Here is a 13,343-nt window from a genome sequence, read left to right on the forward strand (position 1 = left end):
CTCACCGGGAGAGCCCGCCCCCGTCCTCGTCGACGACCGACTCCACCTCGTCGGCGGTGACGACCGCGACGTCGCCGTCGACGGTGCGTGTCAGCGACGCTGCCGCGGCGCCGTACGCGAGCGCCTCGGCGACGCCGCCGCCGTGGACCCGGTGGGCGAGATACCCTCCGACGAAGGCGTCGCCGCTCCCGACGGGGTCGAACGTGTCGGCGGCGTAGGCGTCCTGTTCGAACACCTCGCCGTCGTGGACCGCAACCGACCCGTGCTCCCCGCGGGTCAGTACGACCGTCCGGAAGTCGAACTCGTGTATGAGGCCGTTGGCCATCTCGATGGCGTCGCCCTCGCGGTCCAGACAGGTGTTCACGTCGCGCTCGGCGGCGACCAGCACGTCGATGTACGGAAACAGCGACTCGTACGCTTCCCCAGCCGCCTCGGGCGACCACAGCTTCGAGCGGTAGTTGAGATCGAACGCCGTCGTCGACCCCGTCCCCCCGGCGGCTTTGAGCAGTTCCGCGGTCGTCTCCGCGAGCGTCGACGACAGCGCGGGTGTGATCCCGCTGGTGTAGAAGAGGTCCGCGCCCTCGATGGCCCCCACCGGCAACTCGGGCGGCGTCGCGGTCGTGATCGACGCCCCCTGACGGTCGTAGATCACGTCGCTCCCGCGTGGGTCGCCGCCGTGTTCGAGGTAGTAGGTGCCGAGCCGCGCCGACTCGCTGCCGTCCCACGCGACCGCCGGGCGAACCCCGTGGCTCCGGAGGGCGGCAGTGACGCGCCGGCCGAGCGGGGACTTTGGGAGCTTCGACAGCCAGGTGGTCTCGCGGCCGAGCCGCGCGGCCGCAACGGCGACGTTGCTCTCGGCGCCGCCGACCCTGACGTCGAGGTCGCGGGTCCGTTCGAGGCGCTCGCCCCGCGGCGGCGAGAGCCGCAGCATCGTCTCGCCGAAGGTCGCGATGTCGGTCATACGCCACCGTTCTCCGAGGGACCACATAAGCCCGGGTGTCGTTGCCGGGCGCCGGAGGGATCGGAACAGCAGGTGATGCGGTACGCCGGGGGCGAGTGGACGGCGGCGAACGTCACACACGGGATTGCGGGCGCCACCCACACCGCGACGCTGCCACGTACCACGCCCGTTGCCGTCGTCGCGCTCGATCCCGGCGAGACCACGACTGTCGAGATCACGTTCGAGCCGCGCGAGAGTGGATCGGTGTCGCTCGAAGGCGAGGAGGTCGGATCGGTCGACCTCTTCGCCGACAGCGGTGGTGCCGCGACGTCGACGGGGACGGACGGGAGTGTTCCGGGGTTCGGTGCGCTCGTCGCGGCGCTTGCGCTCCTCGTGGCCGCCCTCGCCTGGGGCCGGCGGTCGTGACTGACGGGGCGGGCGACTCCGAGCCACACCCCTGTTCCGGGGATATCGAGAACCGGTGTCGGGGGAACAGTCACGGACTTCGAATCTGAGGCATCGAGGTGTCAGTGGCCGGGATAATCCCGCTCGAATCGCTCGTCAATTTCGTCCGAGTCGATTTGAATGATCACCGGGCGGCCGTGGGGGCACGCGTAGGGGTTCTCACAGCCGTCGAGCGCGTTCAACAGTTCCACCACCGACCCCTCGGTCAAGGAGGTGTTGCCGGTCACCGAGGGGTAACACGCCAGGTCCGCGAGCAGTTCGTCAGCGACCGACGCCACCGCCGAGTCGCCCCCGTCGTCTACGAACGCCGACAGCACGTCGCGAAGGAGTTCGGGATCCAGTGCCGAGGCGAACACCGCGGGCACGCTCCGGACCTCGACCGTGCGGTCGGCGGCCCGTTCGGTCCGAAAGCCCAGTTCCGCGAGGGCGTCGCGGTACTCGCCGAACAGCGCCGCTTCCCGCGCGGTGAGTTCGACGTCGACCGGCTCCGCCAGCGCCTGGGTGGCGACGTCGCCGTCGAGTTCGGCTTGCAGACGCTCGTAGTTCACCCGCTCGTCGGCGGCGTGTTGATCGATCAACAGCAGTCCGAAGTCGGTTTCGGCGACGACGTAGGTGTCGTGCAACTGCCCGAGGACCCGCATCGACGGCAACGAGTCGAACTCGGGGTCGAGGCTGGCCGCGTCGCCGGTGAGATCGCGTTGGATCGTCGGGCCGACGACGCCGGTCGGCACCCCGGCGGATCGGTCCTCTTGCGGCGCGGACGCGGAGTCGGCTCCGGATCCGACGCCTGACTGTTCGGCATCGACGTGCGGCCGTCCGGGGTCGTCCCCGCGTGCGCTCGACTGGCTGCCGAGTCCCCGATCCGTCCCGGTGCCCCGCTCGGTGTCGTCCCCGCCCGAGCCGCCCGGTGACACCGTCCACGCGTCGTCGCTGTCGGGGTCGACAGTCCGGGCGTCGTCGCTGTCGGGGTCGACAGTCCGGGCGTCGCCGCCGTCGTCAGCCGGATCGTCGCCGTCCGGGGCGGAGTCGCTCCCGGAGCCGGCGTCGGGATCGGAGCGATCCGTCCCCGATGGCGGCGCGTGGCCGTCGTCCACGGCAGCCGCGTCCGCAGAGCTGGAATCGGAGGTGGGGGCGCCCTCGGCGTCGATGTCGACGCCGTCGCGACGCGATCGTCCCCCGCCCGGCGACGGCGTATCGGGGCTCCCGTGCCCGGCTCCGCCCCGGACCTCCGAGGCCGGCGATTCGGGGTCGATCTCGGTTTCGTCGGGCGCCGACCGCCCGCGCGGCGCGGCCGATCGGATCAACCCCGCCTCTAAGAGCGCCTCGCGGACCGCGGCGGTGACGGCCTGCTTGACCCCGCTTTCGTCGTCGAAGCGGACCTCCATCTTTCTGGGGTGGACGTTCACGTCGACCGCATTTGCGGGGAGAGCCACGAACAGCACCGCAAACGGGTAGCGGTCCGACGCCAACTGGCCGCCGTACGCGTCGAGGACGGCCTCACGGAGGACGCCCGCAGCGACGTACCGGCCGTTCACGAACGTCGAGAGGTACTCCCGGGTACTCCGGGTGGTCTCGGGGTGGCTGACGAGCCCCGTTACCGACTCGACCGGTGGGGAGTCGCCCTCCGCTGTCGGTGCCGACCCGCCGTCGCCCATATCGGAGCCGCGGCCGACCTCGATCATCGCCTCCGCGACCTCCCGGCCGTACACCGACAGCACCGCCGACCGGAGGTCCCCGCGGCCCTCGGTGGCGAAGACCTCCCGATCGTCGTGTTCGAGCGAGATCGCGACGTCGGGGTTCGCGAGAGCGTAGTGGGTGACCACGGTGTTGACGTGGTCGAACTCCGTCGCGGTCGTCTTCAGGAACTTCCGGCGGGCAGGGGTGTTGTAGAAGAGGTCCTCGACCGCGACGACGGTCCCCTCGGGACAGCCGGCGGTCCCGACTTCGGTCACCTCGCCGCCCTCGACGCGGAGTTCGGTCCCGGCCCCGCCGCCGCGGGGCTTGGTTCGGATCGTGAGCCGCGAGACCGCGCCGATGGTGTGGAGCGCCTCGCCGCGGAACCCCAGCGTCCCGACGCCGGCTTCGAGGTCGTCGATGGAATCGATCTTGCTCGTGGTGTGTTCCTCGACCGCGCGCTCGGCCGCCGTGCGGTCCATCCCCACGCCGTCGTCGCGGACGCGGATCCCCTCGGTGCCGCCGGCCTCGACCGCGACGGAGATCCGGTCGGCGCCGGCGTCGAGGCTGTTTTCGACCAGTTCCTTCACCACGGAGGCGGGGCGTTCGACCACCTCGCCCGCCGCGATCTGCCGGACGGTCCGGTCGTCGAGTTCGCGGATCGTGGGCGTCGACGCCGGGTCGTCGGCATCGGCGGCGCTGCCGTCGCCGCCTGGGGCGTCGCCGTCGCCGCTCACGGGTCGTACACCCCCGTTGCCGCCGACACCGCCTGTTCCTGTGGGTCGCTCAACCGCTCGGTCGCCCGCCCGGGCGGGAGCCACACGTGGTCGGTGTGTTCGTGGCTGAGTTCCACCGGATCGACGCCGGAACGGGGATCGATCCTCTCGTCGTCGAGCACACACCAGTAGTAGACCGCGAAGCGACCCTCGTCGGCCTCGTTCCGCCACGACACCGCGTGGACGGGGCGGCCCACGTCGGGGTCGAGCCCGGTCTCCTCAACGATCTCCCGCTGGACGCCCTCGAGTGCCCCCTCGTCGGGTGCGAGCCGTCCCCCCGGAAGCTCCCACCCGCCGTCGGTCGCGCGCCGCACCACGAGCACGTCGCCGCAGGGGGCGAAGACGACCCCCCGGAGGCTGATCGTGGCTTCGAGGTGGACGTCGGTCACGCGCGCCCCCCTCGGTGCGGGGCCGTCGGTCGGTGATCCGCGCGCCCGCTCCCGTCGGGACCGCGGGCCGGTCGTTCGGCGAGACACATCCGTTAACTGTGTGTCGTCGGTGAGTCCCTAATCAGTACCGGTGGCGTTCCGGCTCGCCGGCTCCGCAGTCACTCCCCGTCGAGTTCCGCCTGCCACTCGGCGACCCGCGCCATCAGCTCCACCGGCGGGGTCTCGTCGACGTCGAGCTCGCGGAGTTCCGCGAGCACCGACTCGGCGGCGGGGTCGGGCGCACGGTCCGGGTCGGGTCCGCCGGGGTCGCCGGCGTCGGGTGGGGTTTCGGCCCCGTCAGCCGACGCTTCCCCGCCGTCCGCAGTGGCGTCGGTCCGAAACCCGCCGGCGTCGAGGTCGAAGACGACCTGGTGGGTGTCGCCGGCGTCGGTTCCGCCCCCGCCCTCGCTCCCCCGGACATCGATCGCCTCGTCGCCGCGGAGCCGTTCCAGCACGTCGTCGGCCCGGGAGACAACCGGGTCGGGGACGCCCGCGAGGTCGGCGACGTGGACCCCGTAGGACCGGTCTGTCGCCCCCGGTTCGATCGTGCGGAGGAACGTGACGTCGTCGCCCGAGTCGTTGACCGCGACGTGGACGTTTTCGACGCGGTCGAGGTGGTCCGCCAACGCGGTGAGTTCGTGATAGTGGGTCGCAAACAGCGTCTTCGCGCGCACCTCGTTGATCGAGACGACGATCTACTGGTGTCGGTTCATTTGTGATCTTCCTCGTTAGGACTACATCGAGAATAACGGCTACGTCTCCTCTCGGAGCTGTCTGAGGAGCGTATCGAACAGCCGCTGCTCGATCTCGTCGAGGGATATGTTCGCGATCCGCCGGTCGTGATCATCGGCCGCAAACGGATACGGGGCAAATTCCTGTGTAGAAGCTTCGTCACTGGTCCGTCGATCGGACTCACCGCTCTGTAGATACGAGTACACCGCGTACGCAGCATCTGAGAGGGTGTCCGGATCGACGTCGCTCAGGATCGTTTCAGCGTTCTCGTCTCCGGCTTCGGACAGTCTGTGGAACGCAGCGACGGCCACGTCGGCAATTCGAGCATATTCCCCGTCAATTTCTCTCTCGGTTTCTCTCAGCAAGTAGAATAGATTGTATCCAACGTTCAGACGACCGCTAATCGTTTCTACACCGGCGCATCGAACCGTTACCGATGGTTTCTCACTCGCGTTGTCACTGAGATAGTTCCACGCCCATCCGACAGCATCCTCTGAAAGACCGGCGTTCGCGGCTATTCCGAGTGCAGTTACGCAGCATTCGATCGCCCTCGACCGTTCTTCGGCTCCTTCGAGCGCAGTAGTGAGCGCCCCCATATCGTTGATGACGTTCTCGATGGAGCCCGCATTGAGCCAGAGGCGAACCGATGTTTCGAACCTCTTGATTGCAGGAGCGTACTCGGATCCGCTCAGTAGGGTGAATCCAAGGTTTGCGTGAGCCTCGGCGTAGTCAGGGTCGGCCTCAATCGCCTGCTCAAACCGGCGTTTTGCCTCGTCTGTCTCACCCTCCTGTTTCAGCAGGACACCGAGATTTGAGTACGCCTCGGCGTAGTCAGGGTCGGCCTCAATCGCCTCTTTGTACCGGCGTTTTGCCTCGTCTGTCTCACCCTCCTCGTCGAGCAGGACACCGAGGTTAAATAGCGTTACTTCATCCTCCTCGTCGATATGATCGAGAATGTAGTTGTAGTGCGTTCTCGCTATATTGACTGCCCATTCGATATCCTCCGCACGTTTTGCGAGGTTCCCGTGAATAACTCGTCGAGTCGGAGGAGAGACGTATCGAAAGTACTGTTCCTGGCTCTCGATCAAAAACGTCGAAAGCCTATCCAGGAGGAACTCATCCGATTCGGCCTCCACTGCCGCCTGCTTCACGTCGTGCATTCCGTAGGTGGTTTCCCCGTCGGCTTCCGCCTCGAAGAGCCAGTATTCGTTGAGAACCTTTTGAAACGGTTGATCGAAATCGGCTTCGGGGCCATCGAATACCTCCGAATACACGCCACGAAGCAGCGACTTGGGGAATACGCTCCCCGGAGCGAGTTCGCCGAGTGTTTTCATCGAGCGAAGCGCCCTCCGTGGCTCCTTGGCGGTCCGTTGATACCCCTTCTCCCAAATCTCGACGGCAGTCTCCGGGAGCGCTTCGACGTCCTCCTCGGTTAGCTCCTCCCCGGCGTTTTCAAGCACCGAGGTGACGAACAACGGCGTCGGCTCCGAATCTAGCGTCTTTTTAAGAAAAGCTCGTCTCGATTCGTCACTCACGGTGACCTCGTACGCATCCACTGCCTTCTGGATTAGCTGTACAAGAGGTTCAATATCGAGATACGCCAGTTCGACTGGGGTAACGCCGCGCCACAGTCCGTCGTCGACATCCGGATCGCCGGGTATCTGATCCTTTTGTTTGATTCGGCCGGTTGCAAGGATATGCAGTTCGTGCTCCGGAGCCAACAGGTCGCGAAGTTCCTCGACCACCCTCCGCACGACCGTGTTATCCTCTTCGGGATTAGCCTTGTGGATGTCATCCCACACGAGAAGCACGTCGCCCTCGAATCGCTCCGTGACGAACGCGCTGGCTTGCTCCGGGTTCTGGAACACGCTGCGTGGATAAACGATGTGATCGATGCCTTCGTGTGAGCGCACGAGTTCTACGAGCGACCGGGTCTTTCCTGATCCGCCCGGCCCGAGTAGCAGCAGACTCTCGTCGTCCGCGACGTCCTTCAGTTCCGGTCGGTCGACATACTCGGTCCGGACGTTTTCGGACGAGTGTGGATTCTCCTGTCGCACCTTCTCGGCAACCCGTTGTTTTCCCGCTTCGTTGCCAGGATGCAGGTCGTACGCTCGTCGGGAGAACCGCCGGTGCAGGTCATCCAATTTCCGCTGCACGTCCGACAGACGGTCGTGCAGCTTTATCGCGGATGAAATGAGGAACTGCTCTGCAATTGAGTCACCGAACACTTCAGGGCACTCTTCTATCGCGTTACGGTATGCTCTTGCGACCGCAGCCATCAGATCTGTTTCCAGTTGCGGAGTGTCTGCGATGTCAAAGCCAGCAGCACGGGCGATTGCCGCGCTGATCTCCTCTACGGCCTCTTGCTCACTACTGAACAGTATCTGATCGACGCCATCCACCTCTGCCGCTTCTTCGAGCCCGTAGAGTTCGCGGACAACCGAATCCCATCGTTCGACGACACCAGCAATCTCTCCGGTGTCTCGTTGCGAGTCGATTTCGGCGACTTGGTTCTGTAGTTCGCCGATGAATATTGTTTCCACGTCGTCGAGTTCCGCCGAGAACTCTGCCTCCCGAAACGTGTCGCGGAGGGCATCACGGGTTATGTTTTCAATTCGGAGCAGCCCCGCGGCTATGAGATTTGCTCCTACACCGAACGCGACTTCCTCTGCACCCATCCACGTGCCGTGTTTTGTTCAACCAAATGAAAAGGTTTTGATCAGGCATATTATATTACGTCGGGAAGGGTCTTCAGCAAACGACTTTACCGGCTCTGGTAAACGTATCGCTTGGAGCTGTATATATTCGGGAAATTGATAATTCGGCTCCGATAGACTTGCCAATGTCGGAGTAGTAGATTCAGAGTGGCTGCCGACTGATCCGCGCTCGCCGAGGCCTCCTCTGAGCCGACACATATAATCGATTATCATCACCGCTATACACTCCATATTCATCGGATATGAACACCCTCTATTAGCTCCCGTCGAGCCTTTGCTTCCACTCCTGCACGCGGCTCATCAGTTCCAGCGGTGAGATATCGTTCACATCGGTTGCGCGTATCTCATCAACTACGGCCTCGATTTCGGGGTCGAATCCTCCACCGTTACTGGCGGTTTCCGCTGTCGTCTCTGAGTCGTCGCCGGTCTTGAGCTGTCCGCTCCCGAGATCGAATACGACTTGCTCTGTTCCCTTCGATCCGCCTCGTACGTCGATTGCCTTGTCCTGTTGAAGTAATTCGAGAACCTCGCGTGCTCGACTGGTAACCGGGTCTGGCACGCCTGCCAACTCCGCAACGTAGATCCCATAGGACCGATCTGCAGGTCCCTTCTTTACCGTCCGCAGGAACGTTACTTCACCGTCGTTTTCTTCACCGGCTATGTGAACGTTCGCTGCCCGCGAGAGGCGTTCGGCAAGTTCCGTGAGTTCGTGATAGTGGGTTGCGAACAGCGTTTTGGGGCCGCCGCCCCCATCTACCAGTAGATTGTTACCTTGGTGCAGGTACTCGGTTGCGGCCCACGCGATCGAGATGCCGTCGTAGGTGGCGGTCCCGCGGCCGACCTCGTCTAGGATCACCAGCGACTCCTCGGTCGCCGAGTGGAGGATGTTAGAGAGCTCCTGCATCTCCACCATGAACGTCGACCGGCCCTGTGCGAGTTCGTCGAGCGCGCCCACGCGGGTGTAGATCCCGTCGACGACGCCGACGGTGGCCGAGCGGGCGGGCACGAAGCTCCCGATCTGGGCGAGGAGCGTGATCAGCGCGGCCTGGCGGAGGTAGGTGGATTTCCCGCTCATGTTCGGGCCGGTGACGATGAGAAAGCCCGGGTCGGCGTCGCCTGCCGCGCCACCGTCACCGCCGCCCGCGCCACCCAACCGGAGGTCGTTGGGGACGAACTCGGTGGTCCGCTCGACGACGGGGTGGCGGCCGGCCTCGATGCGGAGCGGCCCCGGTTCGACCAGGTCGGGCCGGACCCAGTCGTTGCCGGCGGCGTGGGTTGCAAGCGACGCGAGAGCGTCGACCTCCGCCAGGGCGCGGCCGACGTCCTGGAGGAGTGCCGCGCGGTCGGCGACCCGCTCGCGGAGGGCACAGAACAGGTCGTACTCCAGGTCGCCGCGGGCCTCCTCCAAGCGGAGGATCTCCCGCTCGCGCTCCTCGAGTTCCTCGGTCACGAACCGTTTGGAGTTCTTCAGCGTCTTGATCTCGCGGTAGTGCTCGGGCACCCCGTCGGCGGCGGACTTTCCCACTTGGATGTAGTAGCCGTCGGTCTTGTTCCGGTCGACCGTGACGTGGTTGAGGCCGTGTTTCCGGGCCTCCCGCTCGGCGAGGGTATCGATCCACTCGCGGGCCTCGCGGTGTTGTTCCAGCAGCTCGTCGAGGTCCTCGTCGTATCCCTCCCGAAAGAGCCCGCCCTGCGTCACCGTCTTCGGGGGGTCCTCGGCGAGGGCGCCTTCGAGTTCGTCGCGCAGGCGGGCCGCGGCGTCGCGGTCCGGGCGGTCGACCACGGCCGCGAGTGGCGATCCCGAGAGCCGGGACCCCGCGATCGCGTCGGCGACGGCCGGGAGGATCGCGAGGGTGTCGCGGACCGCAAGCAGGTCGGCGGCGTCGGCGCTTTCCGAGGCCGCCCGCGCCGCCAGGCGTTCGAGGTCGTAGCCGCCGTCGAGCGCCTCCCGGACGCGCTCGCGGGCCAGCGCCGCCGACGCAAGCGCCTCGACGGAATCGAGCCTGCGGGTGAGCTCGGAGCGGTCCCGGCGCGGGCGGGTCACCCACTCCCGGAGCAGCCGTCCGCCCGGGCTGGTGACGGTGTGGTCGATCGTCCCCAGCAGGGTGTCGCCGGACTCGCCCTGCATCGGTTCGACCAGTTCGAGGTTGCGCTGGGTGGTGGCGTCGAGGTCGAGGTGGTCGTCGGTCTCGAAGGTTCGGAGCCGCGTCATCGACGGCAACACGCCGGCACCGGTCTCCTCGACGTACGCCAGCACCGCGCCCGCCGCCCGGACCGCGGCGTCGGTGTCGAGGCCGACGCTCGACAGCGTCTCCGCGCCGAACTGGGCTTCAAGTCGGTGGGCCGCCCGTCCGGGGGCGAACGCGTCGGCCTCGAACAGCGAGACGGTGGCGTCGGTCTCCTCCCGGAGTCGCCGGACGACGGCGTCGTCGTCGCGGACCGCGGGGCCGGGGAGGATCTCCACGGGCCCGAACCGGTACAGCTCCGAGAGCGCCTCGTCGGCGTCGGCGGCGGTGGCGACCAGGAACTGGCCGGTGGTCGCGTCCGCCAGCGCCACTCCGATTCGATCGCCGTCGGCCGAGCCATCGGCTATGGCCGCGGTGTACCGCGCGTCGGCGTCGTCGGTTTCGAGCAGGGTTCCGGGGGTGACGACCCGCGTTACCTCGCGGTAGTGGTCCCCACCGTCCTCGAACTGGTCGGCGACGGCGACGCGGTAGCCCCGCTCGACGAGCGCCTTCAGATACGGGGTGAGGTCGTCGACCGGGACGCCCGCCATCGGGTACGACGACCCGTGTGAGGACTTCTGTGAGACCTGCAGGTCCAGTTCGTCGGCGACGAGTTCGGCGTCCTCGGCGAAGAACTCGTAGAAGTCGCCGCACTGCATCGTCAGGACGTCGGCGTCGGTGTCGGACTTCAGAGAGAGGAACTCCTCGACGATCCCCTGGGAGGCCATATCCGCACCTGGACGGGCGGCGGATAAAACGCTACGGTGTGGACGGCGACATCGAGTTCGCCGCGATCGTTTATATACGATGACGCGGCCACCGTCGCCGTGACGTAACGTCCGCCCCGCGTCGGTCAGCGGTTGCCCGGCACGTCGATGCGGGGAGCGAACGCAGGTGCCGGCTGTTCGCCCACAACTATGGAGCGGCGCGACCCGGTCTATCGGTCCACCTCGCCCATAATCGTGTCGAGGCTCCCGAGCGTGGCGATCAGGTCGGGGATGTAGCCACCGCGGGTCATCTCCGGGAACGCCTGGAGGTGCGAAAAGGAGGGGCCGCGGATCTTGAACCGGGCCGGCGTCTCGGTGCCGTCCGCACGGATGTAGATCCCGAGTTCGCCCTTGGCGGCCTCGACCGCCCGATAGACCTCCGTGTCGTCGTCGGGCTTGAGCGTGCGGGGGACGTTCGCCTGGATATCCCGCTCGCTTTCGGGCCAGTCTTCGAGCAACTCGACACACTGCTCGACGATCCGCGCGGACTGCTCGATCTCGCGCAGTCGGACGAGGAGCCGCGCGAAGTTGTCGCCGTCGGATTGAGTGATCACGTCCCACTCGAGTTCGTCGTAGTAGCCGTAGGGATCGTCGCGACGGAGGTCGTAGTCGACCCCGGAACCGCGGGCGACGGGGCCGGTACAGCCGTAGGCTTTCGCCGTCTCCGCCGGGAGTACGCCCGTGTCGACCGTCCGGATCTGGAGAACCTCGTTACCGGTGAGGAGGTCGTGGTACTCCGCCAGTCGCTCCGGCAGGTCGTCGACGAAGTCGTAGACCTGCTCGAAGAACTCCTCGCGGGGCTCGGGGAGGTCCCAGACCACGCCGCCGAGCCGAAAGTAGTTGAACATCAGCCGTTGGCCGGTGAGGTCTTCGAGGATGTTCTGGACCCGCTCGCGGTCCCTGATCGCGTACATAAAGGTCGCGGTGAAGTCGCCGATGACATCGAGCGCGTACGCGCCGACGGCCAGGAAGTGCGAGAGCATCCGCGAGAGCTCCGCCGCCATCGTCCGAACGATCTGTGCGTATTCTGGCACGTCGATGTCGGCCAGCAGCTCGGCCGTGCGGGCGTAGGCCCACTCGTTCAGGAGGCCCGCGCCGCCCCAGTCCCAGCGGTCGGGGTACGGCATAATCTGGTGGCGGTAGGTCTTCGTCTGGCACATCTGCTCCTCACAGCGGTGGATGTAGCCGATGTCGGGCTCGACATCGACGACCTGCTCGCCGTCGAGCGTCACCTCCAGGTGAAGGACACCGTGGGTCGCGGGGTGGTGCGGCCCGATGTTCAAATGTAGGGTGTCACCGGCGCGGTCATCGTCCTGGATCGGATTGGCGTTCTCGGTGTAGGGAACGATCTGCGGCCGGTCCTTGTCGTACCCCTTCGAGAGCGGGTGTCCCTGCCACGTCTCCGGCAGCAGGAGCCGCCGCAGGTCCGGGTGATCCTCGTACTCGATGCCGATCAGGTCGTAGGCCTCGCGCTCGTGCCATCCGGCGGTCGGGAAGACCGGCGCCGCCGACTCGCTCGTCGGCTCCCCGAGCGGCGTGGGCACGACGACGCTCAGCTCGGTCGTGGGATCGTCGTACCGCTTGAGGTGGTAGATCGTCTCGTATCGGTCCGCGTACTGCTGGGCGGTGACACACGAGAGGTGATCGAACCCCGCTTTCTCGCGGAGGAACCCGAGAACGTCTCGGACGGCGTCAGCGCGGACGACGACACCCGGGGCGTGGCGGTGATCATCGCGGCGGATCGAGAACTGCTGTTCGAGTCCGTCGATCGCGGCCTCGGCGGAGCGGTGGACCCGCGCGTCGGCCGGGACCGATTCGTCAACGGTCGTGGAGGGCGGTCGCATACGCACGTGTTCGCGGGGACATCGCCTGGAACTACTGCCGTAGCTGTGAGGGTGATTTATAATCGTAGCGCGTCAGGGCAGGCCTGATGCGCTCGGTCCGGCTCCGGCTCGCTCCCTCGCCGACGTACGTCCACCCGATGCACGCGTTCGTGGCCGATACGCCCGGGTTCCGGGAGACGCGACTGCGACACTGGAACCCGTCGGTGGGCGACCGAAACACGCTCGTGTTCTTCGTCGACGGCGACGACGAGGCCGCCTACACCGAGGCCTTGGCGGAGCAGCCGTCGATCGTCGAGTACGAGACCGCGGCGGCGGAGGGCCGCCGTGGGTTCCACCTGGCGCTCACCGAAAACCAGCGATCCGCCGACGCACGGCTCACAGCGTCGTTCCTCGACACGGGTGTCGTTGTCGTGCCGCCGGTCATCTACCGGGCGGACCGTACGATCGACGTCTCGCTCGTCGGGGCGAACGACGAACTGACCACGGCGCTCGACGGCTTGCCCGACGGGATCGACGTGACCGTTCGGCGTGTGCGTCCCTACGACGGACGGCTATCCGACCCGACAGCCGCGCTCACACCGCGGCAGTTGGCGGCGCTGGAAGTCGCGGTCGAGACCGGATACTACGCGGACCCGCGAGAGACGACGCTCGATGCGGTCGCGGAAGAACTCGACTGTTCGGTCGGGACCGCGGCCGAGCACCTTCGGAAGGCAGAGGCGGCGGTGCTCCGGCGGTGCGTTAGATCGGTGCCGCGCGGGCGGCGGGCGTGAGCCCT

At 66.5% G+C, this 13,343-nt stretch carries 8 protein-coding genes and 1 pseudogene; 2 read left to right on the plus strand and 7 right to left on the minus strand.

The genetic code is table 11. The features are described 5' to 3' along the window. Window position 1 precedes the first annotated feature (1 nt). Window positions 2-961, minus strand: coding sequence for a bifunctional 2-dehydro-3-deoxygluconokinase/2-dehydro-3-deoxygalactonokinase (gene kdgK1, locus H5V44_RS09400; RefSeq protein WP_185192872.1), 960 nt, complete (start codon window positions 959-961; stop codon window positions 2-4). Window positions 962-1,036: 75 nt separating this feature from the next. Here kdgK1 and H5V44_RS09405 point away from each other — a divergent pair, with 75 nt between their 5' ends. Continuing rightward, window positions 1,037-1,366 carry a PGF-CTERM sorting domain-containing protein gene (locus tag H5V44_RS09405; RefSeq protein ID WP_185192873.1) on the plus strand — a complete coding sequence of 110 codons (330 nt, stop codon included), beginning with the start codon at window positions 1,037-1,039 and terminating at the stop codon, window positions 1,364-1,366. A gap of 101 nt (window positions 1,367-1,467) precedes the next feature. On the opposite strand, the gene mutL is transcribed toward H5V44_RS09405, so the two are convergent. From mutL to H5V44_RS09435, 6 genes and pseudogenes are all read right to left on the minus strand, one after another. Beyond that, the gene (gene mutL / locus H5V44_RS09410; RefSeq protein ID WP_343067731.1) at window positions 1,468-3,741 is read right to left on the minus strand and encodes a DNA mismatch repair endonuclease MutL; all 2,274 of its coding nucleotides are present in this window, start codon (window positions 3,739-3,741) and stop codon (window positions 1,468-1,470) included. A 71-nt stretch (window positions 3,742-3,812) separates the two neighbouring features. Continuing rightward, window positions 3,813-4,244, minus strand: a complete 432-nt coding sequence (locus H5V44_RS09415) for an NUDIX domain-containing protein (protein WP_185192875.1) — start codon at window positions 4,242-4,244, stop codon at window positions 3,813-3,815. A 158-nt stretch (window positions 4,245-4,402) separates the two neighbouring features. Then, a pseudogene (locus H5V44_RS09420) lies at window positions 4,403-4,966 on the minus strand (MutS-related protein); the annotation flags it as partial. Window positions 4,967-5,035: 69 nt separating this feature from the next. Then, a complete protein-coding gene (locus H5V44_RS09425) occupies window positions 5,036-7,693 on the minus strand; it encodes a tetratricopeptide repeat protein (RefSeq protein WP_185192876.1) in 2,658 nt (885 codons plus the stop codon). Window positions 7,694-7,988: 295 nt separating this feature from the next. After that, window positions 7,989-10,685, minus strand: coding sequence for a DNA mismatch repair protein MutS (gene mutS / locus H5V44_RS09430; protein ID WP_185192877.1), 2,697 nt, complete (start codon window positions 10,683-10,685; stop codon window positions 7,989-7,991). Between the two features lie 209 nt (window positions 10,686-10,894). After that, on the minus strand, window positions 10,895-12,568 hold the full coding sequence (locus H5V44_RS09435; protein WP_185192878.1) for an NADH-quinone oxidoreductase subunit D: 1,674 nt from the start codon (window positions 12,566-12,568) through the stop codon (window positions 10,895-10,897). A gap of 86 nt (window positions 12,569-12,654) precedes the next feature. On the opposite strand from H5V44_RS09435, the gene H5V44_RS09440 reads away from it, so the two are divergent. Then, window positions 12,655-13,338: a helix-turn-helix domain-containing protein gene (locus H5V44_RS09440; protein WP_246403889.1), complete on the plus strand. Its 684-nt coding sequence runs from the start codon at window positions 12,655-12,657 to the stop codon at window positions 13,336-13,338. The last annotated feature ends 5 nt before the right edge of the window (window positions 13,339-13,343 follow it).

The sequence above is a fragment of the Halobellus ruber genome (assembly GCF_014212355.1).
Taxonomy (GTDB): Archaea; Halobacteriota; Halobacteria; order Halobacteriales; family Haloferacaceae; genus Haloquadratum; species Haloquadratum rubrum.

What these genes read in the sequence shown, in the direction of transcription:
- H5V44_RS09440 (WP_246403889.1), top strand. Translation starts at nt 12,655, where the DNA reads ATGCGCTCGGTCCGGCTCCGGCTCGCTCCCTCGCCGACGTACGTCCAC.
- H5V44_RS09405 (WP_185192873.1), top strand. Translation starts at nt 1,037, where the DNA reads ATGCGGTACGCCGGGGGCGAGTGGACGGCGGCGAACGTCACACACGGG.
- kdgK1 (WP_185192872.1), bottom strand. Translation starts at nt 961, where the DNA reads ATGACCGACATCGCGACCTTCGGCGAGACGATGCTGCGGCTCTCGCCG.
- mutS (WP_185192877.1), bottom strand. Translation starts at nt 10,685, where the DNA reads ATGGCCTCCCAGGGGATCGTCGAGGAGTTCCTCTCTCTGAAGTCCGAC.
- H5V44_RS09435 (WP_185192878.1), bottom strand. Translation starts at nt 12,568, where the DNA reads ATGCGACCGCCCTCCACGACCGTTGACGAATCGGTCCCGGCCGACGCG.
- H5V44_RS09425 (WP_185192876.1), bottom strand. Translation starts at nt 7,693, where the DNA reads ATGGGTGCAGAGGAAGTCGCGTTCGGTGTAGGAGCAAATCTCATAGCC.